Consider the following 22,205-nt stretch of genomic DNA (forward strand, 5'->3'; position numbering starts at 1 on the left):
AGGTGGCGTAGGTCGAGAACTTGTAGCCGCGGCGGTACTCGAACTTGTCGACCGCCTTCATCAGACCGATGTTGCCCTCCTGGATCAGGTCCAGGAACTGCAGGCCGCGGTTGGTGTATTTCTTGGCGATGGAGATCACGAGGCGCAGGTTGGCCTCGACCATTTCCTTCTTGGCCTGACGGGCCTCGCGCTCGCCCTTCTGAACGGTCTGGACGATGCGGCGATAGTCGTCGATCGGCAGGCCGGCTTCCAGGGCCACGGCGGCGACGTCGGCGCGGATGGTGGCGATCTGGCTGGCTTCGTTATCGCTGAACTTGGTCCAGCGCACGCCCTGTTCCTTGATCCGTTCGGTCCAGGTCGGGTCCAGTTCGGCGCCGAAATAGGCCTTCAGGAATTCAGGACGCGAAATGCCGTAGCTGTCCGCTAAGCGCAGCAGACGGCCTTCCAGACCGATCAGGCGCTTGTTGATCGCATAAAGCTGCTCGACCAGGGCCTCGATACGGTTGTTGTTCAGCTTCATCGTCTTCAGACGATCCGAGATGGATTTCGTCAGCGTCTGATAGGCCTTGGAGTCCTTGGTGCTCAGCGCCTCGCCCTTCAGGCGGGTCTGGACCAGCTTGTCCTGCAGGCTCCGGAATTCGCTGAAATCGGCGGCGATGAGGTTCAGCACCTCCATCACCCCGTCGCGCAGCTCGGCTTCCAGCGCCGACACGGACATGCCGCCGCCGTCGTCGAAATCATCGTCGTCGTCGTCGTCGGATTCGGGCTTTTCTTCAGCGGCCGGCTTTTCTTCGGCCTCTTCTGCCTCTTCCGCCTCGGGCTGGACGGCGCCGGGGAGGGACGAGGGGTTCAGCACGCCGTAGGTGGCGTCCAGGTCGATGACTTCACGCAGAAGGATGCGGTTGTTCTCAAGCTCGTCGCGCCACACCATGATGGCCTCGAAGGTCAGGGCGCTTTCGCAGAGACCCGAGATCATGGCGTCGCGGCCGGCTTCGATCCGCTTGGCGATGGCGATTTCGCCCTCGCGGCTCAGCAGTTCGACCGAACCCATTTCGCGCAGATACATCCGCACGGGGTCGTCGGTGCGGTCATAGGCGGCCTTGGCGGGCGCCTCGGCGACGGCGGTTCCGGCGGCGGCGGCGACGTCGGTGGACTGCTGCTCCTGCGCGTCCTCCTCGGCCTCGACGACGTTGACGCCCATCTCGGACAACATGGCCAGGGTGTCTTCAATGGCGTCCGGCGTGACTTCTTCGGACGGCAGGACCTTGTTCAGCTCCTCCATCGTCACATAGCCGCGAGCCTTGGCCTGTTTGATGAATTTCTTGACGCCGGCGTCAGTCAGATCGAGCAGGGGGCCGTCGGTCGTAACCTCGGCGTCCTGCGTCTCGGTCTGTGCGTTCATATTCAGTCTGTCTCCAGCCGAAGGGGGTGATCAATCCGCCCCGGCGAAAAATACAATGCCTGACGAGCCGTAAGGTTACGCGCCCGTGCTGTCTTCCCAAGTCATTCCGGCTTTGATCGCATGGCGAAGCATGTTCCGCACGACCTTCCGTCGGCGAAACGCTTCATCCTCGCCCGGGCGCATCACGCGCCTGAGCTGAGACGCCCGCCAACCCATCCAAACCAGGAGGGTGGAACGTCGAACGCCTGCGACCATCGGACCCTTGCCTCGGCGAGGGGCGCATTTGCGGCCAGGAATGGCGCGTCGGGCTTTGCCGCCGCCTTCTCGACCTCGCGCACTAAGGCATCATGATCCGATTGCGCCAGATGGCGTCGCGCGCCCGCAGAGTCAAGGCCGCCTAACCAGGACGCAGCCAGTTCTCAACCCGCAGTCCGGGCACAAGCGAGAATTCGCGTTCATTGTCGGTCACCAGGATACAGTCCAGCGCCAGGGCGTGCGCGGCGATCAGCAGGTCATTGGCGCTTATAGTTGAGCCCGTGCGTTCCAAAGCGCTGCGGATTTGCGCATACGCGAAGTCCGCAGGCGTATCGAACGGCAAGGCTGGCAAGTGCGCCAAGACGGCGTCCAACTGCACTCGCAACTTTAACGACCCACGTCTTTCAGCCCCGTAACGCAGCTCTGCCGCAACTATGATGCTGGTGGCGGCGTCTTCCGCACGCAGGCTGTACTGTTGCGCCACCTGACCTTGAGGGTTTCGTACAAGATCCGACACCGCGTTCGTGTCGAGCAGATAGAGGATCAAAACCGAACGGGTCCCAAAGGGAGATCGCTTATAGGTGCGAAGTCTTCCTCTATGGGCTCAAGGGTCGCGAGCCGCTCAAGCAGTCTTTGCCGCCGGGACGGCCCCGCCCGTTCGATGATCAGCCGATCCCCCTCCTGGCGCACCACAGCGTCGGCCGGGGCGGAGACGCCGCTCGGCAGGTGGACGACCTGGTGGTCGCCGTCGCGCGTGATCCTGACAGGTTGGGAACCGTCCATGGCGCGAGACTACTCCAGATCGTGAAGCCCGCCAATCGGGGCGTATCAGACCAGGGTGGTCCAGAAGTCCGGGGCCGCGAACGACCGGGTGATGGCGTCGCGCTCGGCCTTCAGCCGCACCAGGGCGTCGATGCCCGTGCCCTGGCCCATGTCCTGTTTGGCGGTCTCGATGGCGCGCGACAGGGCGGCCAGATGGGTCATCAGGCCGAACACCTTCAGCCAGTGGGCGCGCGATTCCGCGACGGTCAGGTCCGACGACAGGAAGGAGGCGCCCGACTTGGACGCCGCCTTTTCGATCTCTTTCAGCAGAGGATCAAAGCCGGAATCACGCAGTCGATGACGCACCACAGCCGCGTCCGACGCCTGGCCCGACAGCCGCAACCGCACCAGCTCCTGCGCCAGCCCCTCCAGCGCGGCGTCGCCGAAGCCCTGGACGCTGACCTCTTCCAGATGGTCGTCCAGCCGTTCGATATCGTCGATGGCGGCATAGGCCAGGGCCGCCGCCACCGGGCTGACGGCGCGGAACAGGGACTGCATCGCCTGCGCCCCCTCAACCGTCTGTCCCAGTTTGGGCGGCGGGCCGAAACGGCCCCGCCCCTGCCCCTGCCCCGGCGTCCAGGGCGCGCGGGGGGGCGTGCGGGGAAACAGGGCGTCGAACCGGTCGAACAGGTCCCGGCGGTATTGTTCGGCCAGATCCTTGTCCTGAATGGCCGAGGCGGCGGCTCGTAGCCGCGCCTTGAAACCGGCCTTGCGCTCCGGCGTGTCCAACGGCTCGACGTCCTGCTCACGGCGGAACAGCACCTCGGCGAAGCCGTGGGTGTCGGCCAGGGCCTGACGCAGCGCCGGCGCCCCCTTGTCGCGCAGGATGTCGTCGGGGTCCTGACCGCCGCTCAGCAACGAAAACCGGAACGACCGCCCCGGCTTCAGCAGCGGCAACGACCGCTCGATGGCGCGATAGGCGGCGCGCAGCCCCGCCGCGTCGCCGTCGAAACACAGCACCGGCTCATGGCTGACCCGCCACAGCCGCTCCATCTGTTCTTCAGTCAGGGCCGTGCCCATCGGCGCCACGGCCGGCAGGCCTGCGCGCTGGCAGGCGATGACGTCCATATAGCCTTCGACTACGATGATGGCCTGGTCGTTCTTGCTCTCCGCCCCCAGGATCCGCCGCGCCTCAGGCAGGCCGTAGAGGGTGGCCCCCTTGTGAAACAGCGGGCTCTCGGGACCGTTCAGATATTTGGCCCGGTCGTCGGGGTTCATCGCCCGGCCGCCGAAGCTGACGATCCGGCCGCGCGCATCCAGGATGGGGAACATCAGCCGGTCGCGGAACCGGTCATAGGGCTGGCCGCCGCTTTCCGGCGAGATCAGCACCCCGGCCTCGACCAGTTCGGCCGGCCGCGCGCCGCGCTGAACCAGGGCCTGTTTCAGCCCCTCGCGGTCATTGGGCGCATAGCCCAGGCCGAACCGCTCCCACTGATCTTCAGGCAGGCCGCGTTTCTCAAGGTATTCGCGCGCCGCCTTGCCCGGCGTGCGGCGCAGATTGGCGGCGAACCATTTCTGGGCCAGATCCATCCATTCGGACAGGCCCAGGCGCTTCTGCTCGCGCTCGGCCTCCTTGGGGTCTTCGGCGGGAAGTTGCATCCCGGCCTCAGCAGCCAACCGTTGGACAGCTTCAACGAAGCTCAGTCGCTCCGTTTCCTGAAGGAAGGAGATGATGTCGCCGTGTTTTCCAGATGAAAAGTCGTGGAAGAAGCCCTTGTCGTCGTTGACGAAAAAGGAAGGCGACTTCTCCTTCGAGAAGGGCGACAGCCCAGCATATTCCCGCCCTTGACGCTTAAGCTTCACCGTCCGTCCGATGACGTCGGACGGGCGAAGGCGAGCCTTCAGTTCATCAATGAAACGGTCGTCAAAGCGCACACGAGCACAAGCCTTCGCTTAGCGCGAAAGTGAATGTCGAAAACCAACCTTATCGCCAGTGTCCCCGATCCTGATTCGCACTGTGGGTAATATCGAGGATAAAATCCGCCGACGCCAATATCGGTCGCAACAGTTTACCCGATACTGGAAAGACGATCAGGCGGTTCGTCCGGGCATCCCCCGAGGTCCGAACGAACCGCCGCATCGCAGAAGGCGTAAACCGCAGCGTCCCCCAACGCCTTGGCTTAACGAAGTCCTAACGCCTCGCGGACCTGCATCTGACGTGCAGACGCAGGATGTGTCGAGGGGGCGCCGGGCGCGCGGCGGCAGATCAAGGCGAGACTGTGTCTTTTGCGTCGCGGGCCGTTCGCCTCAGCCGCGACCGAAGGGAACCACCTTGTTGGCGTCGTCGTGCCCGATATCAGCGACTCCCAGGAAATCTATGCCGGACCTCAGGCACCAGTATCGAACAATCTCCTCCGGAGTCTGTCCGAAATCGGGATCGTTTGGCGTGACATCGGAAACACGTCCCAGGCGAATTCCGGCCACACGTCGGATCGACTCCTGCCCCGTCAAGTGAAACATCATCCGGTCGATCCGATAGGCCGCCTCGTAAACCTCCTCCAGCATCATGACATGGCCGGACAGATCGGGCTCAAGCGCCGTGCCGACCAGTTGGTCCAGGATGGTCAGGTTGAAGGCGACGGCGGGTCGCGGATCGGTCGCCAACGAGGGTTCGATCCAGTCGGTTCGTCCGGTCGTCAACCAGCCCAGGGCGCCCTTCGCCGTCGCGTCGTCGCGCACCGAATCCGAGGCCATGGGCCCGTGCGCCAGGTGTTCGAACCCGGCCTTGTACATCCCGGCCAGCAGGCTGCCGGCGTCGGAATAGCCCATATAGCGCTTCTTGCGGGCCACGGCGTTCAGGCGCGGAATGACCGATTCGGCGATCCGGCAGGATCCATAGCCGCCGCGCGCGAACCAGATGGCGTCGATGCGCGGGTCGTTGGCGAACGCGACGAAGGCGTCGGCCCGCGCCCGGTCGTCCCCGGCGAAATGGCCGTGTTTCAGGAAACAGGCGGGGTGAAAGACCACCGCCACATCCCCGTCAGGATGGTGTTCGGTCATCCAGGCCTCGACGGTCTCGGCCCGCTCTTTTGAAAAGCGCGAACTGGCGCAGACGACGCCGATCTTGAAGCTGTTGCTGGTCACGTCCGTCTTCTTCATCGAAATTGCGATCCGCCTCTGGCGGACCGGCCCGATCCCCTGTTCTAAGGGGGCATGAACCAAGACGCCTCCTATTTCTTCTGCGGCATCGGCGGGTCGGGCATGCTGCCCCTGGCCCTGATCGTCCAGGCTCAAGGCCATGCCATCGAAGGCTCCGACCGGGCGCTGGACCAGGGCCGCACGCCCGAGAAGTTCGACTGGCTGCGCGCCCACGGCGTGACCCTGCACCCCCAGGACGGATCGGGCGTAACCCGCGCCGCCCAGACCGTCGTCGCCACCGGCGCGATTGAAGAGACTGTGCCCGATATCGGCGCGGCCCGCCGCGTCGGCGCCGTCATCAAAACCCGGCCCCAGCTGCTGAGCCAGTTGTTCAACGCCGCCCCCACCTCCATCGGCGTGGCGGGCACCAGCGGCAAATCCACCATCACCGGCATGATCGCCTGGATCCTGGACCAGGCCGACCGCAACCCCACCGTCGTCAACGGGGCGGTGATGAAGAATTTCGCCGACGCCGATCACCCGTTCGCCAGCGCCCTGGTCGGCGAACCCGACCTGTTCGTCGCCGAGGTGGACGAGTCCGACGGCTCCATCGCCGGCTATGATCCCACCGTCGCCGTCGTCTCCAACATCTCGCTGGACCACAAGTCGATGGAGGAGTTGCGCGACCTGTTCGGCGGCTTCACCAGCCGCGCGGTCACGGCGGTGCTGAACCTCGACAACCCCGAGACGGCGGCTCTGGCCCAGACCCTGCCGGTTGGAAAGGCCGTAACCTTCGCCCTGGGCGGAGAAACCGCCGACCTGTCCGCCCACGATCTTCAGCCGACGCCCGCGGGCATGAAGTTCCGCCTGATCGAGGGCTGGAGCGAATATGACGTCGTCCTGAACGTCCCCGGCGCCCACAATGTCGCCAACGCCCTGGCGGCCCTGGGCGCGGTCAAGGCGCTGGACGTGCCGACGGGCCAGGCGGTCAAGGCGCTGGAGACCTTCGCCGGCATCCGTCGCCGGATGGAGGTGGTCGGGACCGTCAACGCCATCACCATCATCGACGACTTCGCCCATAACCCGGACAAGATCGCCGCCACCCTGAAGACCCTGCACGCCTTCGACGGCCGCCTGCTGATCCTGTTCCAGCCCCACGGCTTCGGCCCGCTGAAGCTGATGCGGCAGGAGTTCATCGACGGTTTCGCCGGCCTGATGCGCGAGGACGACGTCCTGCTGATGCCCGAGCCGGTCTATTACGGCGGCACCACAGACCGCAGCGTCGGCTCAGAAGACATCGCCTCGGGCGTCCGCGCCGTCGGCCGTCAGGCGGAGGCCCTGCCCACCCGCGCCGACTGCGGCGACCGGATCGTCGAGATGGCGCAACCGGGCGACCGGATCATCGTCATGGGCGCCCGCGACGACACCCTATCCAGCTTCGCGGCGGATCTGCTGGAACGGCTTCGCTGACATCAACGCCGTCATCCTCGCCCTTGTGGCGAGGATCCATATTCCCGGTGGCGGCAGTGACTCGCCGTCTTCGACGGAGCGGATGGATACTCGCCAAAAAGGCAGGCGTTCACCGAGACCAACAACTCCTGGCGGCCGTGATCTGAAGGTCCAGATGTGGCGTGCGCTGAGTTCCGTGCACCACCTATTGCGGACATGCCGCGTGGCAGTAAGCTGCACTGTGAAGAGGGAATGCAGCCATGAGCCGCGACGCCAAGAACTCAATCATCTTGTGGGCTGGAACACTGGCATTCGTCGTAGTGTTCTGGGCGTTTCTTCATTTTGACATTGGGGCCGACATTCCAGACCGTTGGCTCTGGCCGATGGTGGGAATCGTGATTGGTGCGAACGTCGTGAAGTCGATCTGGGACTATGTCCGTCGCCGCAACGCCAAGGTCCGCTAACTTGCCCAAAGCGACAATCTCCATGTCCACTTCCGGCAGCCGGGGCCGACCTTTGCCGGTGTCGGCATACCCTCAAATTTAATGGCGAGGACGGCGATTTCTTGGGCTCAGTAAACGTCCCGCCGATACCGTCCGTCTTCCAGCATTTCCAGCACGACCGCCTCCCCCAGGGCGGCCGCCAGCGCCGCATGGACGCCCTGCGACATGCCCTCCAGACTGCCGCAGACATAGATGACCGCCCCCCGCGCCACCCAGTCGCGCAAGGCGTCCGCCGCGTCCGCCGCGTCCGCGACCAGATCCTGCACATACCGCCCGTCGCCCGCGTCGCGCGAGAAACACCGGTCCAGCCGCCTCAGCACGCCCGACGCCGTCCAGGCCTGAAGCTCTGCATCGAAGAAGGCGTCGTGCGCCCGCGTCCGCTCGCCGAACAACAGCCAGGCGCCGCCCGCCGCCGTCCGCGCCTTCAGATGCGCCCTCAAGCCCGCGATCCCCGTGCCGTTGCCGATCAGGATCATCGGCGTCTCGTCCGCCGGTCCGTGGAAGCTGCGGTTGGGGCGCAGCCGCATTCCGATTTCGGCGCCGACTGTCAGATCCTGGGTCAGCCAGCCCGACGCCAGGCCCGGCGTCCCGTCGGGGCGGCGCATCAGGCGGATCAGGCACTCGACCCGCCCGTCAGACGGCAGGGAGGCGATGGAATATTCACGCGCGCCGGGCGTCGCCCCGTCCCGTTCCGGCAGGCCCACCTCGGCGATATCGCCCGCCGCCCAGTCCGGCGTCGGCCCGATCGGTTCGAATGCGAGGTGATAGGCCGCCCCGCCCGGACTGCCCGGATTGACCAGGGTCCGCTCGACCAGCCGCCAGGGCTCGAACGCCGCCGGCGCCCAGTCGGGGGCCGCGAGGCTGCCGGTGATCTGGTTCAGCTGGTGCTGCCAGTGACGAATGGCGCCGGCCTCGCCGTTGTCGACCTCGACCAGATCGAACAGGGCTTCGGCGCCCGACCGGCGCAGCCAGCCGTCCACCGCATGGCCGAAGCCGCAGAACTGGTCATAGCTGCGGTCGCCCAGGGCCAGCAGGCCGAAGCGCAAGCCCGTCAGATCCGCCGCCTGCCCCATGGTTTTGCGCACGAACCGCGCCGCTGTATCGGGCGGGTCGCCCTCGCCGGTCGTGGACACGATCAGCAAGGCCCGGCCGGCCGTCTTCAGCGTCGCGCCGTCCAGATCGGCGAAGGACAAAACCCGCGCCCCCACCTCGCCGTCCTGCAGGGCCCTGGCCGTCATCCACGCCAGTTGCTCGGCGAATCCCGTCTGGCTGGCGAAGGCGACCAACACGCTCTCGCCGTCCCCGGCCATCGCCTGCGACCGCGCGCGCGCCGCCGCCTTCGCCCGGCGTTCGCGCCAGACGATGAAGCCGGTCAGGACCAACCACAGGGCCGTCGCTCCGACGGCCCATAGCCAACGCGCCGGCTCGTGCGTCAACCTGCCCCCTCCACGGCGGGGTCGTCCATCATGGCGGCGAAGGCCGGCGTCATCCGTTCGACCAGGCCGCGCTCGGTCCGCTCGACGAAATGGGCGGCCAGGCCGACCGCCTCGGCGTAGTCCGGCCCCTCGAACGGCCCCATGACCGTCAGGGCCGTGGCGTAGGCGTCAGCCTTCATGGCCGAGGCGTGCAGCACCGTCACCGACGCCAAGGCGTTGCTCACCGGCCGCCCGGTCGATCCGTCCAGCGTATGCGGATACAGGCGGCCGTTATGTTCGAAGGCGCGGCGATAGTCGCCGCTGGTCGCCATGGCCAGGTCGTACAGGGCCGCCACGGTGCGCGGCGCGGTCGAGCCCTCGACCCGCTCGATCTCGACCCACCAGGGTTGGGCGTCGGGCTTGACGCCGCGCCCCTTCAACTCGCCGCCGATCTCGACCAGGTGCGAGGTCGCGCCCATGGCCGTCAGCCGGTCCGAGACCCGGTCCACGGCATGGCCCTTGGCGATGCCGGACAGGTCCAGCCTCATGCCGCCCAACTGCATGACCGCGCGCGCGTCGCGGTTCAGCCGCAGCTTTTGCCAGCCGGACCGTTTCAGCGCCGCCTCGACCTCCTCGTCCGAGGGCACGGGCAGCAGGGGCGAACGCGGTCCGGGCGGGCCGAACCCCCACAGATCGACCAGGGCGCCCAGGGTCGGATCGACGGCGCCGTTCGTCTCGTCGCCCAGGTCCATGGCGGCGTCCAGCAGATCCCAGAAGGGCTGGGACACCGCCCACACGCCTTCGGGCGCGGCGTTGAAGCGGCTGATCTCGCTGGACGGCTCCCACGGGCTGAAGACGGCGATCACCGCCGCCAATTCTTCCTCCACCGCCGCCTGGACCGCCGCCTCGCTGAGATCCGGCGGGCCGATCACCCGCGCGCTCCAGGTCGTGCCCATGGTCGGGCCGCCCAGCGACAGGATCCTGTCACTGGGCGGGCGGGGCGGAACCCCGTCCATCGGCGAGATCAGCACCCGGTTGTCGGCCCGGTCTGCGAGCGGAACCGGGTCGCCGAGCGAGACCGTGGGCGGGGCGGCGCGGGATCCGCGCGAGAAGGGGGTGTCGGACATCCCCGTGGCTTAGGGCAGGACTTCCATCACCGCCACATAGCTGGCGTTCGAACCCGGGGTTTCGCCCTGGGCCGGCGTGCGGATCGAGGCGTTCAGCCAGTACATGCCGGCTTCAGGCCAGGTCACGGTGAAGGCGCCGTCGGCGCCGGTCTTGACCGTCATCTCCTCGGGATTGTCGCGATAGCGCAGGCCGCCACGCGCGATGGTCACGTCCAGATCGGCGGCCGGCTGGCCGTCCTTGACCAGTTTGAAGGTCGCGGCCTCGCCCTTGGCCAGGTCGTTCGGATGGGTCACGGGCACCAGTTCCAGCCCCTCGCCCGTCGTCTTGAACACGGTTTCGGTCGGGTTGTTCAGGGTGACGAAGGTCTCGATCCGGCTGGCGGTGCGGGTCGCCTGGACGTCGGTCGCGCCGGCCGGCAAGGCCGCCGGGAACTCGGCCGCCGAACCGCGCCAGCGCTTCTGTTCGCCGTTCAGGGTGTAGCCGGCCATGACGCCGTTCATGACATTGGCGATCTTGTAGGTGCCGTTCTGCGTCAGGTGGACGTCGAAGGTGGTGCGGTACTGACCTTGCATCAGGTGCTCGGCCTGGGCGGCCGACCCGTCCGGCGCCGTCACCACCAGGCCGCCCATCCGCATGGCGGCGTGGTCGGGAATGAAGACCCCGTTCGACATGCCGGCGTCGAACCCGACCCAGGCGTCATTGCCCGACAGGCTGGTCGAGGTGGGGGCCATCCAGGCGCGGTGAGCCTGGGCGGCCATCGGCGCGGCCAGGGCGGCGGCGAGAGTCAGCAGAGTGATCGTCTTTTTCATGGGTCTGTTCCTCAGCGAGAGACGGTGACGCGCACGGCGCCCAGTTCGGTGGAGCCGGAAGCATTGGCGGTGTTGGCGCCGCCCCAGCGGAAGGGCACGCGCACGACTTCGCGGCCGCCCAGTTCACGGGCCGCCTCGACGACGACGGTGTACTGGCCGGGCTGAAGGCCGCGCAGGCGGGCGGCGGGCACGGTGACGGTCTGACGCCCCGGCGCGCGGGTGGCGCCCGAGACGCCGTCGGCCGGCAGGCTCATGGCCCGGCCGCCCTTGCGCCACCAGGTGCGCAGGTCCTTCAGCCAGTCCTTGCCGTCGCCCTCGTTGTTGCGGGTCTGCTGGTACCAGACCGCCAGGGTCTGGACCGCCGTCTGGTCCGGCCGTTCGATCCACACCGCCACATAGGGCCGATGATAGGAGGCGGTGTTCAGGCGCGGCACATCGACCGTGACCGACAAATCCGCCGCCAGGGCCGGCGCCGCTGCGGCCAGGGAAAGCCCGGCCGTGGTGATGACGATGGGAAGCAGGCGCATCCGGAACACTCTCACGAAGTTCAATGAATAAAGATCAGGGCGATGACGACGGGCACGACCAGGCCCAGGGCCGCCAGCGGCCAGGTGGACGGCCGCCCCTTGGCGTGCAGCCACATCAGCCCCAGCCCCGTCAGGGCGAAAATCGTGCAGGCTACGGCGAAGACGTCGATGAACCAGAACCAGACCGTCCCGGCGTTGCGGCCTTTATGCAGGTCGTTGAGGTAGGCGATCCAACCCCGTGTCGTCTTTTCATGCAGCACATCGCCCGTCGAACGGTCGATGGTCACCCATCCGTCGCCGCCGGGCGTAGGCAGGGCAATATAGATTTCTTCGGCCGTGGTCTCGGTCGGCTTGCCGGCAATCTCGACCTTCAGGCTCTCGGCCGCCCAGCGGGCCACGGCGTCCGGCGCCGGGTCGGTCGTCTCCTGAGGAAACTCCGCCAGCCGTTGCAGCAGGGGCGCCGGCAGGGTCGCGGTCTGTTCCACCGTCACCGGCTCGGCCGGGATCGAGGCGGCGTGGTTCAGGGTGATGCCGGTGATCGCGAACAGGATCAGTCCAACAAGACTGACCGCCGCCGAAATCCAGTGCCAGGAATGAAGCTGTTTCAGCCAGAAGGCGCGCGCGCCGTTCAGCGCCGCCTTGGGCTTTTTCGAGCCCTTGGCGGCCCCATCGGCCTGACGTTGTGCGGCGAGTTCAGTCACCCCGTGGCTGTGCCACTGTTGCGAACTGTTTTCAATAGCAGGCCGTGCGACGAAATGCTCGCCGCGCGCCTAACCTCAGTAGCTGAACCTCAGCCCGGCGCGCAGCGTGCGCGGCGGCGCATAGCCGGCGACGTCCGTCCCCGTCAGCGACACCTCGACATCCTCGTCGAAAACATTGTCCACGGCGGCCCACAGCATGACCCGTTCGCTGGCCGCCCATTCGGCGCGGGCGTCCAGGGTCACGGCGGCCTCCAGCGACCGACTGTTCAGATCATCGTCGAACCGCGCCGATTCATAGCGCGCGGCCAGGCCCAGGGTCAGGCGCTCCATCGCCCGCCAGTCCAGACCCGCCGTCGCGCTCCACTCCGGCGCCTGGGCCGGACGCAGGCCGGTCAGCTGCGGCGCTGCTGTCCCGCCGTCCACCTCGGCGTCGGTCCACGACAGGGCGGCGTTCAGCGACAGGGCCTCGGTCGCCTGGACCGATCCGTTCAGTTCGACGCCCCAGGCTTCGATGGTCCCGGCGTTCTGGCGCTGGCGCAGCACGCCCCCGGCCGGCACGAAGCCCGCGCGGGGGAAGGTCCCCGGCCCCTCGCCGATCGTCACATTGACGATGGCGTCCTCGATCTCGTTCCAGAAGACCGTCGCGCCCCAGGCGATCCCGTCCCGGTCGTAGGCTAGGCCTGTCTCGATCCCGCGCAGGGTCTCGGGCTCCAGCGCCGAATTGGCTTCGGTGATGTCGTTGCCGACCCGGAACGGCCTGTGCAGTTCGTTCAGCGTCGCGGGGCGGAAACCGGAATAGGCCGCCGCCCGCCAGGCGTAGCCTGCGCCCAGCAGACTGCTGAGATCCCGCCGCGCCGCCAGACGGGCGCTGAACACCTCGCCCGACCTGTCCTCGGCCGTCTCGTCCAGGATCGGCGCGCCGGTCGCCAGCGTGTATTCGTAACGGAAGCCCGCCTCGTTTCTCCACTGGTCGTAACGCAGCCCGCCCGCGACCAGCCAGTCCCCGCCGGTCCACGACCCGTCCACATAACCGCCGGCCACCGACGTCTCGCCGCCCGCCCGACGCCCGCGCGCAAAGCCGGCGCCGGTCGGGTTGTTGAAGAACTCGTTGGTCTCGCCCTCGTTGAACCGGGCGTCGGCGCCGACCTCCCATTCCAGCCGCCCGCCGGCGAACTCGGACACGCGGCGGCGCAGGGCCGCGTTCAGGCCCCAGCCGGTGGCCGGGGTCTTGTACTGATCATTGGCCGGGGTCGTGGTCGACCGATCCGCCGCCACCGAGGCCGAACTGTTGGCGAAATCGCTCTCGATCCGCCAGGCTTGCAGCCGCCAGCCGTAGCCGTCGACGGGCGGCGCCTTGGCCGCTGTGGCGCTCAGACTGTGGCCGCTGGCGTTGGACCGGGTGTTCAGCAGGCCGGACCCGCGATCCTCCTCCCAGGTCGCCGCCCGCTGCGACAGATTGGCCCCTTCGAGATTGAGCCCGTCCAGCGGCGCATCGACCCGTAGAGCGGCGCTGCGGCTGTCCAGATCCAGCGGCGTGTCCGCCGCCCCGGCCGCGGATCCACGCACGGGCGTATAGCCGTCGCTGGTCTCGTACAGGCCCGACAGGGTGACGCCGACCGGTCCCAGCATCGTCGATCCCGACCCCGCCGCCCGCGCGCCGCCGCGCTCGCCGACCGAGAGGTCCAACACCCCGCCGCCGTCCCGTTCCGTCAGGCCGATGGTCCCGGTCAGGGCTCCGGCGCCGTAAGGGCCCGCCCCGGCGCCGCGCACGATATCCACCCGCTCCAGCGATTCCGGCGCGACCTGGGACCAGATCACCCACCCCCCGAACGGATCATTCAGCGGCACCCCATCCAGCGTCACCAGGGTCCGCCCCGCGCCCGACGGCGCGATGGCCCGCAGCGAAATCCCCTGGGTCGTCGGATTTGCGGCCAGACTGGACGTCCTCCGGAACAGGGACACGGCCGGCACGGTGCGCAGGACCTCGTCCAGCCGGGCGGATCGCTCCAGCACCCGTTCGTCCAGCCGCACCACCGAAAAGGCGGCGTCGGCGGCGGCGGGCGGAAGACGGGCGGCCGTCACCGTGATTTCGGAAAGCTGGGCGGGCGGTGCGGGGGGCGTGTCTTGAAACATCCCGGTCACAATAGACCAGCTTCGCCTTGGTTCACCCCTGCGACTTTATAACTCCGATTGCGGCCCCGAGGTCACAGGCGAAGGGGTCGGCGTCAAACCTCGGACCAGCGCCGCAGCAGGTTGTGATAGACCCCGGTCAGCTCGATCACCGCCTGATCCTTGGGCCCCTTCTCGCGCGCCACACGCTGGGTCGCGACGTCCAGGCGGAACAGCATCTCGCGGTCGCCGTCGTCGCGGATCAGGCTCTGCATCCACATGAAGGACGAGACCCGCGCCCCGCGCGTCACCGGCATGACCTTATGAAGGCTCTTGGACGGATACAGCACCAGATCCCCGGCCGGCAGCTTGACCGACTGCGGCCCGTACATCTCCTCGATGATCAGCTCCCCGCCGTCATAATCCTCGGGCTCGGACAGGAACAGGGTCGCCGACAGGTCGCTGCGGATCCGGATCGCACCCCCGCCGCGCTGCTGGCGGATGGCGTTGTCCACATGCAGGCCGAACTCGCCGCCGCCTTCGTAGCGATTGAACAGGGGCGGAAAGATCGTGTGCGGCAGGGCGGCGGCCACGAACATCGGATTGGCGTTCAGCGCCTGAACCACCAGGGCCGAAACCTCCCTGGCCACATCCGAATCTTCCGGCAGTTGCTGGTTCCGCTTCGCCGTCGCTGACTGATGGCCCGAGGTCACGTTTCCGTCCGTCCACGGACCGGCGTCCAACCGCTCACGCAGCGCCTTCACTTCGGCCTTGGAGAAGACTTCGGGGATTTGCAGCAGCACGACGGGTCTCGCAAAAAGAAAAGACGGCCCCGCCGGAAGGACGGGGCCGTCAGGATAGGCCGGGGATAATGGCCTTTAGAAGCGCAGGTTCAACGTCAGAATGGCCTGGCGCGCGGGCGCCGGGTCGGCGTGGTGAACCCCGTTGGTGCGCATGATGTATTCCTCGTCCGTCGCATTCTTGACGTTCAACTGCAGGCTGGCGCGGTCGGTCACGTCATAGGAGGCGAACAGGTCGAGGCGGGTGTAGCTGGGCGCATAGACTGCCCCCGTGCCGCCGCCGGCCCCGCCCTGGTTCCCGCCGAATCGGTCGCCCACATAATAGACGCCGCCGCCCAGGCTCAGCTTGGGCATGACGCGATAGGTGGTGAACAGGCTGAAGCTGTTCTTGGGCGTATTGGCCAGCGGATCGCCGACATTGACGTTGTTGTAGGCGCCGCTAACCAGTTCGGAGTCCATGTAGGTGTAGCCGCCGAAAACCGTCCAGAGCGGGGTGACATTGCCGGAGAAGCCCAGCTCCAGACCCTTCACTTCCGTCTCGCCCGCCTGTTCGTAAACCCCGTCCTCGACCAGGATCTGCGCGTTCTTGCGGGTGGTCTGGAATAGGGCGCCACTGAGGGTCAGGCGCTGACCGAACAGTTCGGCCTTGGCGCCGATTTCGTAGTTTTCGGTGTCTTCGGGATCAAGGATTTCACTCTCCAGATTGCCCGAACCATTACCGCCCGAACTGTTCTGGTCGCCAGCAGAGACGGTCGGCGGCGTCGAAGAGGTCGCATAGGAGGCGTAGATGCTGGTGTTCGCGGTCGGCTTGTAGACCAGGCCGATCTGATAGTTGACGAAGTCCCACGAGTTCTCGGGAACGGCGACGCCCGCGCTCGACAGACCACGCACGGCATAGTCGTCCCACCGCAGGCCCAGGTTCAGCACCCACTTAGAGCCAAACGAGATGGAGTCGGCGGCATAGACGCCCGTTGACTTGGTCGTGTTGCTGGTAACCGCGCCACGGACGATCGACCCCGTCCAGGGATCGTTCGGATTGGGGTCATAGACCGGGGTACAATCGAAACCGGTCAGTCCGGTGGGGCAGGCTGTGCCGCTGGTCGTCGTGACCGTATAGCTGGCGTTGCGGTTGCGCTCACGGCTGTATTCGACCCCCAGGTCGAAGCTGTGCTTCAGTGCGCCGGTCTGGAAGGTCCCGAACAGGTCCGTGACATTGGCGAAGGTCTCGGCCGGGTTCCAGCGCGATTTGGTGCCCCGCTTCATCCACCAGGTGTCGCCGACCAGAACAGCTGTGCCGCCGTCGCCGGGGTTGGTGACGACATAGTCGTTCAGCGTCTCCGAATAGCGGGTCAGGTTGCGCAGGGTCAGGGTGTCGCTGAACTTGTGCTCCAGCTTGACCGAGACGCTGTCCACCTCGTTGCGCATATAGTCGCGCGCCTTCAGCCCGTAGAAGGTGTCGTAAGGGACGTTCAGAATACGGCTGTCGGTCGTCTGGATCGCCCAGGTGCTGTCCAGCTTGCGGTCCAGCGGAATGCCGTAGTCCGGCATCGAGTCTGAGGTCAGGTGATAGTAGCTGACCGTCGCCGAGGTGTCGGTTCCCAGCCCGAGGCCCAGGGCCATGGCCATGCCGTACTTCTCGAAATCGACCGCATCGCGTCCCGGCACGTCGCCCTCGGTCGCCATCAGGTTCAGGCGGAAGGCGCTGGTGTCGTTCAGACGCCAGTTGCCGTCCACGGTGGCGCGATAATAGTTGTCGGTGCCCACGCCCGCGCTGGCGTTGACGACGTCGGTCAGACGCGGCTGCTTGGAGCTGAGATTGATGCTGCCGCCGCCCGAGCCGCGACCCGAATAGACGGAATCGGCGCCTTTGATGACCTCGACCTGTTCCAGGTCGAAGACTTCACGCTGCTGCCCCCCGGCGTCGCGCACGCCGTCGACGAAGATGTTGTTGCCCGAGGACTGGCCCCGGATGAACGGACGGTCGGCCAGGGGCTGGCCGCCCTCGCCCGCGCCGAAGGTGATGCCGGGCGAGTTGCGCAGCAGGTCTTCCAGCGAGGTCGCGGCCGTCTGGGTGATGACCTGCTCCGGGATGATGGTCACCGAGCGGGGCGTGTCGAGCAGGGGGGCGACGAACTCTGGGCTTTCCGGCTGACGCTTCTTCACCTGACCGTTGACGTCGATGGTGCCGAGATTGGCCGGCTGTTGTTGCTGGTCGGCGGTGACGATAACGCCGCCTTCGGGCGTCACGTCAGCGGCCAAAGCCGGGGCGGCCACCAGCATGCCGGCGGCGCTGGAGGCGAACAGAAGGGAACGGAGCGCGGCGGCGCGGGACTCGGACATATTGAGGCGACCTTTTGGCCTGATTTTGCGATGCGGTCGCAATAGACAGCTTCATAATGTCGCACAAGAGGAATTGCGACTTAATCGCAGATACAGCAATTTCGTGAAGGCGCACGCGTCTGCGGCGGGGGTCTCCCCCGCCTTTCCAAAGCATGCGGCAACGATGGCCCGCCCGCCTCAGATCAGAGGACGATGCTCATGTTCCGTGTCGGCGGCGACAGGTCCAGGTCCAGCCAGGTGGGATCGGGCATGGCCTTGTGGGCCGAGGCCAGGGCTTCGGACCAACGCCGGCCCAGGTCGCGGAAATAGGGATCGTCCACGTCGATGCGCCGCTCCATCCCCGTCAGATGGTCGCGGGGAATGACGATCAGATCCAGCGGCGGACCCACGGCGATGTTCGAGCGAATTGTCGAGTCGAACGAGATCAGCCCCAGTTTGACGGCCTCGGACAGGGGGGTGGAATTATGCAGGGCCCGATCCAGGATCGGCTTGCCGTACTTCAGCTCGCCGATCTGCAGATAGGGGGTGTCCGGCCCGCATTCGATGAAATTGCCCTGACCGTAGATCAGATACAGGCCCATTTTTCCGCCGGCGATCTGCCCGCCCAGCAGCATGGAGGCGTTGACGTTCAGCGCGTCGGCCGTCGGCGAGCACGGCGTATTGATGGTGGCACGCACCATGGCCAGGGCGTGACCCAGAATCTGGGCGGCGCGGAACAGGGTCGGAGCCGTCTCCAGCGTCTCCAGCTCCGTCGAGTCGGACAGCTTCACCCCCTCGGCCACCATGGCCAGGGCCGTCTGGGTGACCGACAGATTTCCGGCCGTCGCCACCGCCAGGATCCGCTCGCCGGTAGTCTTGAAGATATGCAGCTTGCGGTAGGACGAGATGTTGTCCACGCCCGCATTGGTGCGGGTGTCGGCGATCATCGCCAACCCCTCGTCCACCAACATGCCCACGCAATAGGTCACTTCGCTCTATCCGCTCCCGGTTCTGCGAATCGTTCGACGCTAGCAGATTCCCCGCCCATGGCGATCAGGACCATCCCTTGGATTGATGTTGCTGCTGACTCTGTTGCACAGGCCGCACATGCAGGGCGACCGTCAGCGTCCCGATCCCGCCGCCGTAGCTGGTGCCCCGGATCGGCGTTGCGCCCAAGGCGTCCAGGCCCGTGGCGATGCGGACATAGTTGTCGGTCGGACAGATTCCGTTGGCCGCGTCGAACCCGACCCAGCCCAGCCCCTCGATCCAGGCCTCGGCCCAGGCGTGGGCGGCGTCCTGGTCGTGCTGGCCGTCCGACCGGTTCAGATGGCCCGAGACATAGCGAGCCGGCACGCCCAGGGTCCGGGCGCAGGCGATGAAGATCTGGGCGTGGTCCTGGCAGACGCCGCGCCGGATGGCGAAGGCCTCGGCCGCCGTATGGGTGGCGGACGTCGCCCCGACCTCGAAGGCCACATCGCCGTGGATCGCCCCCATCAGCCGGTGCATCCGATCCAGCGCGGATCCCGCCCCGGTCCCGACCGCCGCCTGGGCGAACGCGACCATGCCCGGATCGGCTTGGGTCAGGCGGGTGTCGCGCAGATAGACGGTCGGCTGCAGCCGCTCGTTCTGGCCCCGGATCACCCCGCCGGTGTCCATGGTCGAGACCTCGCCCGTCACCCGGATGGTCAGGGCGTCGGTCGGCTGCTCGGTATAGAGGCTATGGACGATATTGCCGAAGGCGTCGTCGCTGCGACGCAGCCTCGCATCCACATCGGTCTCAATGCGCCATTCGCGCACCTGCTGGCTCTCGCACGAGCGGGGCGTCAGGCGCAGCATCTGCACGATGAACCGCGCCGGACGGGCGTAGGCGTAACGGGTGGAGTGATCGATCCGGATCCGCATGCTCAGACCAGGTACTGTTCTTGGATGGCGCCGGCCAGGGCTTTGTTCTGGTTCAGGAAGCCCTGGATGTACTCGTGCAGGCCCGACTGGAAGATGTCCTCGATCTTGGCCTCGTTGAACTGGGTCAGGCAGTTGGACGCCAGCCGTTGCGCCGGCCCGCGCCGGCCGTAGTCGGTGGCCAGCTTCTCCAGATAGCTGACGATCATCCCCTGACAGCTGGCCAGCGAGCGCGGCATCTGTCGGTTCAGCACCAGCAGATCGGCCACCAGCCAGGGCCGCACGCTCTCGCGATAGACCCAGCGATAGGCGGTCAGGGCCGAGACCTCGCGCAACAGGGTGGTCCACTGGAAATAGTCCAGCTGGCCGCCCACCCGTTCGCCGGGCGGCAGCAGCAGGTGATACTTCACATCCAGCAGACGGGCGGTGTTGTCGGCCCGCTCGATCGCCATGCCCAGCCGCAGGAACCAGTAGGCGTCGTTGCGCAACATGGTCCGCGACGAGGCGCCCTCGACCGCCAGGGACGTGGACTTCACGAAGTCCAGGAAGTTGGTGAAATCATCCCGCTTGGTCGGCTCGCCCAGTTCGTTCAGCCCGTTCCAGGCGCCGTTGATCGCCTCCCATAGTTCGATGGTCAGGGCGGTGCGCACCGAACGGGCGTTGGTCCGCGCCTTGGTGATACAGGCCTTGATCGAGGTCGAATTGTCGTAGCCGAAGGCCAGATATTCCCGGACCGACTTCTCCGAGATGGTCCGCCCCGAGGCGTCAAAGCCGCTCTTGACCCCCGACGAGGCGATGGCGCCGGCCCAGGCCGTGACCGTGGCCTGATCCTTGGCCGGCAGGGCGGCCAGGCGGATGGCGGCCTCCAGAATGCGCGCGAGAAAGTCCGCCCGCTCCATATAGCGGCCGGTCCAGTACAGACTGTCTGCGGTGCGAGAGAGCATCAGTTATCCAACACCCAGGTGTCCTTGGTTCCGCCGCCCTGGCTGGAGTTGACCACCAGCGACCCCTCCTTCAACGCCACCCGCGTCAGGCCGCCGGGTGCGACCCGCACCCCCGCCGGACTGGACAGGACGAACGGCCGCAGATCGACGTGGCGCGGCGACAGGCTTCCGCCGTTCAGGGTCGGCGCCGTGGACAGGCTCAGCGTCGGCTGGGCGATGAAGTCGTCGGGGTCGGCGATCAACTTGGCCCGAAACGCCTCGATCTCGGCCTTGGTCGAGGTCGGCCCCACCAGCATGCCGTAACCACCCGAACCGCCGACCTCCTTGACCACCAGCTCGTCCAGCTTGCCCAGCACCTCCTTCAGCGCATCGGCCTCGCGGCAGCGCCAGGTCGGCACATTCTTCAGGATGGCGTCCTCGCCGGTGAAGAAGCGTATGATCTCGGGCATGTAGGTATAGACGGCCTTGTCGTCAGCCACCCCCGTCCCGACCGCATTGGCCAGGGTGACGCGCCCGGCGAAATAGGCCGACATCAGCCCCGGCACCCCCACCGCCGAGTTGGGCATGAAGGTCAGGGGATCGATGAAGTCATCGTCGATGCGGCGATAGATGACGTCGACCCGCTTGGGCCCCTCGGTCGTGCGCATATAGACGGTGTCGTCATTGACGAAGAGGTCCCCGCCCTCGACCAGCTCGACCCCCAGCTTGTCGGCCAGGAAGCTGTGCTCGTAATAGGCCGAGTTGAACGGCCCCGGCGTCAGCACCACGATGGTCGGGTCCTCGCCCGCCCCCGAAGGGGCCGAGGCCTGCAAGGACCGCAGCAGCATGTCGGTATAGATCTCGACCGGCCGCACCGCATGTTCGGCGAACAGGTCGGGGAACAGCCGCATCATCATCTCGCGGTTCTCCAACATATAGGAGACCCCGGACGGCGTGCGGACATTGTCCTCCAGCACATAGAAGCCGTCCTCGCCCGTGCGGACCAGATCGACCCCCGCGATATGGCACCAGACGTCGCCCGGCGGACGGCGGCCCTGCATCTCGGGCCGATAGTGGGGATTGGTCAGGATCAGGTCGGCGGGCACGATCCCGGCGCGGATACAGTCCTGCGGTCCGTAGATGTCCTTCAGGAAGGCGTTGATGGCGGTGACCCGCTGCTTCAGCCCCTTCTCCAGCCCGCCCCATTCGTCGGCGCCGATGATGCGCGGCACCACGTCAAACGGGATCAGCCGCTCGTTGGATTCCTCGTCGCCATAGACGGCGAAGGTCACGCCCATACGGCGGAAGAACAGCTCCGCCTGGCGCGAGCGCGCCTGCAGCAGATCGGGCGGGGCGTTTTCCAGCCAGGCCGCCAGGGTCTTGTAGCTGTCGCGGATCGTCCCTGATCCGCCGCCGTTCATTTCGTCGAAAGCTCTCGTCATTCGCCCCCGCCGCGTTGAGTTCGCAGCTTGATCCATCCCGAACGAAAAGCGCAACAGTTTTGTTGCACTGCGGCGACGACGGAGCGGCGGGGCGACTCTCCCTCCCTCCGCGGGGGAGGGGGCTGAGCCGAAGGCGAAGCCGGGTGGGGGCGGCAGGGCGACACGGCACATATCTCGCGAAGCAGAACCCGTGCGCCCCTGCTTGGCCGCCCCCACCCGGCCGCTACGCGACCGCCCTCCCCCACAGGGGGAGGGAGAAGGCCTGTGTCACACCCCCACGGCCTTCATCGACACCGCCTGATCCGCCAGCTTCGCCACATCCACCGGCGTCGCCTTCCCGATCAGTTGCTTGCCCGCCATGAACTCCGGCGGCGCATTGACCGCCTCGACACAGACCACCCGGTCGCCGTTCAGGTGAAACACCGCAAAGCCCCCCGCCGACGAATCGCCCCGCACCACCTGACGGTCCGCATCGAACGGCAGTCCGGCGATCTGAAGCTTGAAGTCGTACTGATCGGACCAGAACCACGGAACCTCCGGCGCCGGTCCCGGCCGCCCGACGATGGCCGCCGCCGCCTGCTTCGCCTGTTCCAGCGCATTGGGCACGCTCTCCAGCCGGTGCGA

19 protein-coding genes are annotated in these 22,205 nt (G+C 66.9%); 2 read left to right on the forward strand and 17 right to left on the reverse strand.

The window, feature by feature from the left end:
* From Q7J26_RS12935 to Q7J26_RS12950, 4 genes are all read right to left on the reverse strand, one after another.
* On the reverse strand, nucleotides 1-1,402 hold a 1,402-nt coding region (locus tag Q7J26_RS12935), incomplete at its 3' end, for a sigma-70 family RNA polymerase sigma factor (RefSeq protein ID WP_304936820.1).
* Nucleotides 1,403-1,799: 397 nt separating this feature from the next.
* On the reverse strand, nucleotides 1,800-2,204 hold the full coding sequence (locus Q7J26_RS12940; protein WP_304936821.1) for a PIN domain-containing protein: 405 nt from the start codon (nucleotides 2,202-2,204) through the stop codon (nucleotides 1,800-1,802).
* 281 nt (nucleotides 2,205-2,485) lie between these two features.
* A complete protein-coding gene (gene dnaG / locus Q7J26_RS12945; RefSeq protein WP_304936822.1) occupies nucleotides 2,486-4,354 on the reverse strand; it encodes a DNA primase in 1,869 nt (622 codons plus the stop codon).
* A 372-nt stretch (nucleotides 4,355-4,726) separates the two neighbouring features.
* Nucleotides 4,727-5,578: an LD-carboxypeptidase gene (locus Q7J26_RS12950; protein ID WP_304936823.1), complete on the reverse strand. Its 852-nt coding sequence runs from the start codon at nucleotides 5,576-5,578 to the stop codon at nucleotides 4,727-4,729.
* Nucleotides 5,579-5,632: 54 nt separating this feature from the next.
* Here Q7J26_RS12950 and murC point away from each other — a divergent pair, with 54 nt between their 5' ends.
* Together murC and Q7J26_RS12960 are read left to right on the forward strand one after the other, a co-directional pair.
* The gene (gene murC, locus Q7J26_RS12955) at nucleotides 5,633-7,027 is read left to right on the forward strand and encodes a UDP-N-acetylmuramate--L-alanine ligase (protein ID WP_304936824.1); all 1,395 of its coding nucleotides are present in this window, start codon (nucleotides 5,633-5,635) and stop codon (nucleotides 7,025-7,027) included.
* 239 nt (nucleotides 7,028-7,266) lie between these two features.
* Nucleotides 7,267-7,470 (forward strand): hypothetical protein, encoded by a 204-nt coding sequence (locus tag Q7J26_RS12960; protein ID WP_304936825.1) that lies wholly within the window; start codon nucleotides 7,267-7,269, stop codon nucleotides 7,468-7,470.
* Nucleotides 7,471-7,577: 107 nt separating this feature from the next.
* Here Q7J26_RS12960 and Q7J26_RS12965 read toward each other — a convergent pair whose 3' ends face one another.
* The 13 genes from Q7J26_RS12965 to Q7J26_RS13025 all read right to left on the reverse strand — a co-directional run.
* The gene (locus tag Q7J26_RS12965; RefSeq protein WP_304936826.1) at nucleotides 7,578-8,945 is read right to left on the reverse strand and encodes a sulfite reductase subunit alpha; all 1,368 of its coding nucleotides are present in this window, start codon (nucleotides 8,943-8,945) and stop codon (nucleotides 7,578-7,580) included.
* Nucleotides 8,942-10,051 (reverse strand): FAD:protein FMN transferase, encoded by a 1,110-nt coding sequence (locus Q7J26_RS12970; RefSeq protein WP_304936827.1) that lies wholly within the window; start codon nucleotides 10,049-10,051, stop codon nucleotides 8,942-8,944. Before Q7J26_RS12970 ends, Q7J26_RS12965 begins: the two co-directional genes overlap by 4 nt.
* A gap of 9 nt (nucleotides 10,052-10,060) precedes the next feature.
* Nucleotides 10,061-10,861 (reverse strand): DUF4198 domain-containing protein, encoded by an 801-nt coding sequence (locus Q7J26_RS12975; RefSeq protein ID WP_304936828.1) that lies wholly within the window; start codon nucleotides 10,859-10,861, stop codon nucleotides 10,061-10,063.
* Nucleotides 10,862-10,872: 11 nt separating this feature from the next.
* Complete coding sequence (locus tag Q7J26_RS12980; protein WP_271164587.1) at nucleotides 10,873-11,388, reverse strand: DUF2271 domain-containing protein; 516 nt, start codon at nucleotides 11,386-11,388, stop codon at nucleotides 10,873-10,875.
* A 20-nt stretch (nucleotides 11,389-11,408) separates the two neighbouring features.
* Nucleotides 11,409-12,089, reverse strand: a complete 681-nt coding sequence (locus Q7J26_RS12985) for a PepSY-associated TM helix domain-containing protein (protein ID WP_304936829.1) — start codon at nucleotides 12,087-12,089, stop codon at nucleotides 11,409-11,411.
* A 75-nt stretch (nucleotides 12,090-12,164) separates the two neighbouring features.
* Entirely contained in the window at nucleotides 12,165-14,222 is a 2,058-nt protein-coding gene (locus tag Q7J26_RS12990) for a TonB-dependent receptor (RefSeq protein ID WP_304936830.1), read from the reverse strand.
* A 92-nt stretch (nucleotides 14,223-14,314) separates the two neighbouring features.
* Nucleotides 14,315-15,001 carry a Fe2+-dependent dioxygenase gene (locus Q7J26_RS12995; RefSeq protein ID WP_304936831.1) on the reverse strand — a complete coding sequence of 229 codons (687 nt, stop codon included), beginning with the start codon at nucleotides 14,999-15,001 and terminating at the stop codon, nucleotides 14,315-14,317.
* A 75-nt stretch (nucleotides 15,002-15,076) separates the two neighbouring features.
* Nucleotides 15,077-17,338 carry a TonB-dependent siderophore receptor gene (locus Q7J26_RS13000; protein ID WP_304936832.1) on the reverse strand — a complete coding sequence of 754 codons (2,262 nt, stop codon included), beginning with the start codon at nucleotides 17,336-17,338 and terminating at the stop codon, nucleotides 15,077-15,079.
* Nucleotides 17,339-17,520: 182 nt separating this feature from the next.
* The gene (locus Q7J26_RS13005) at nucleotides 17,521-18,306 is read right to left on the reverse strand and encodes a peptidase (protein WP_304936833.1); all 786 of its coding nucleotides are present in this window, start codon (nucleotides 18,304-18,306) and stop codon (nucleotides 17,521-17,523) included.
* Nucleotides 18,307-18,370: 64 nt separating this feature from the next.
* On the reverse strand, nucleotides 18,371-19,219 hold the full coding sequence (locus Q7J26_RS13010) for a transglutaminase family protein (protein WP_304936834.1): 849 nt from the start codon (nucleotides 19,217-19,219) through the stop codon (nucleotides 18,371-18,373).
* Nucleotides 19,220-19,221: 2 nt separating this feature from the next.
* Nucleotides 19,222-20,160, reverse strand: coding sequence for an alpha-E domain-containing protein (locus Q7J26_RS13015; protein ID WP_304936835.1), 939 nt, complete (start codon nucleotides 20,158-20,160; stop codon nucleotides 19,222-19,224).
* Nucleotides 20,160-21,581, reverse strand: coding sequence for a circularly permuted type 2 ATP-grasp protein (locus Q7J26_RS13020; RefSeq protein WP_183198815.1), 1,422 nt, complete (start codon nucleotides 21,579-21,581; stop codon nucleotides 20,160-20,162). Before Q7J26_RS13020 ends, Q7J26_RS13015 begins: the two co-directional genes overlap by 1 nt.
* Nucleotides 21,582-21,848: 267 nt before the next feature.
* The coding region (locus Q7J26_RS13025; protein WP_304936836.1) for an oxidoreductase C-terminal domain-containing protein at nucleotides 21,849-22,205 on the reverse strand (357 nt) is incomplete at its 5' end.

The organism is Brevundimonas sp., assembly GCF_030656255.1.
In the GTDB taxonomy this organism is placed as follows: domain Bacteria; phylum Pseudomonadota; class Alphaproteobacteria; order Caulobacterales; family Caulobacteraceae; genus Brevundimonas.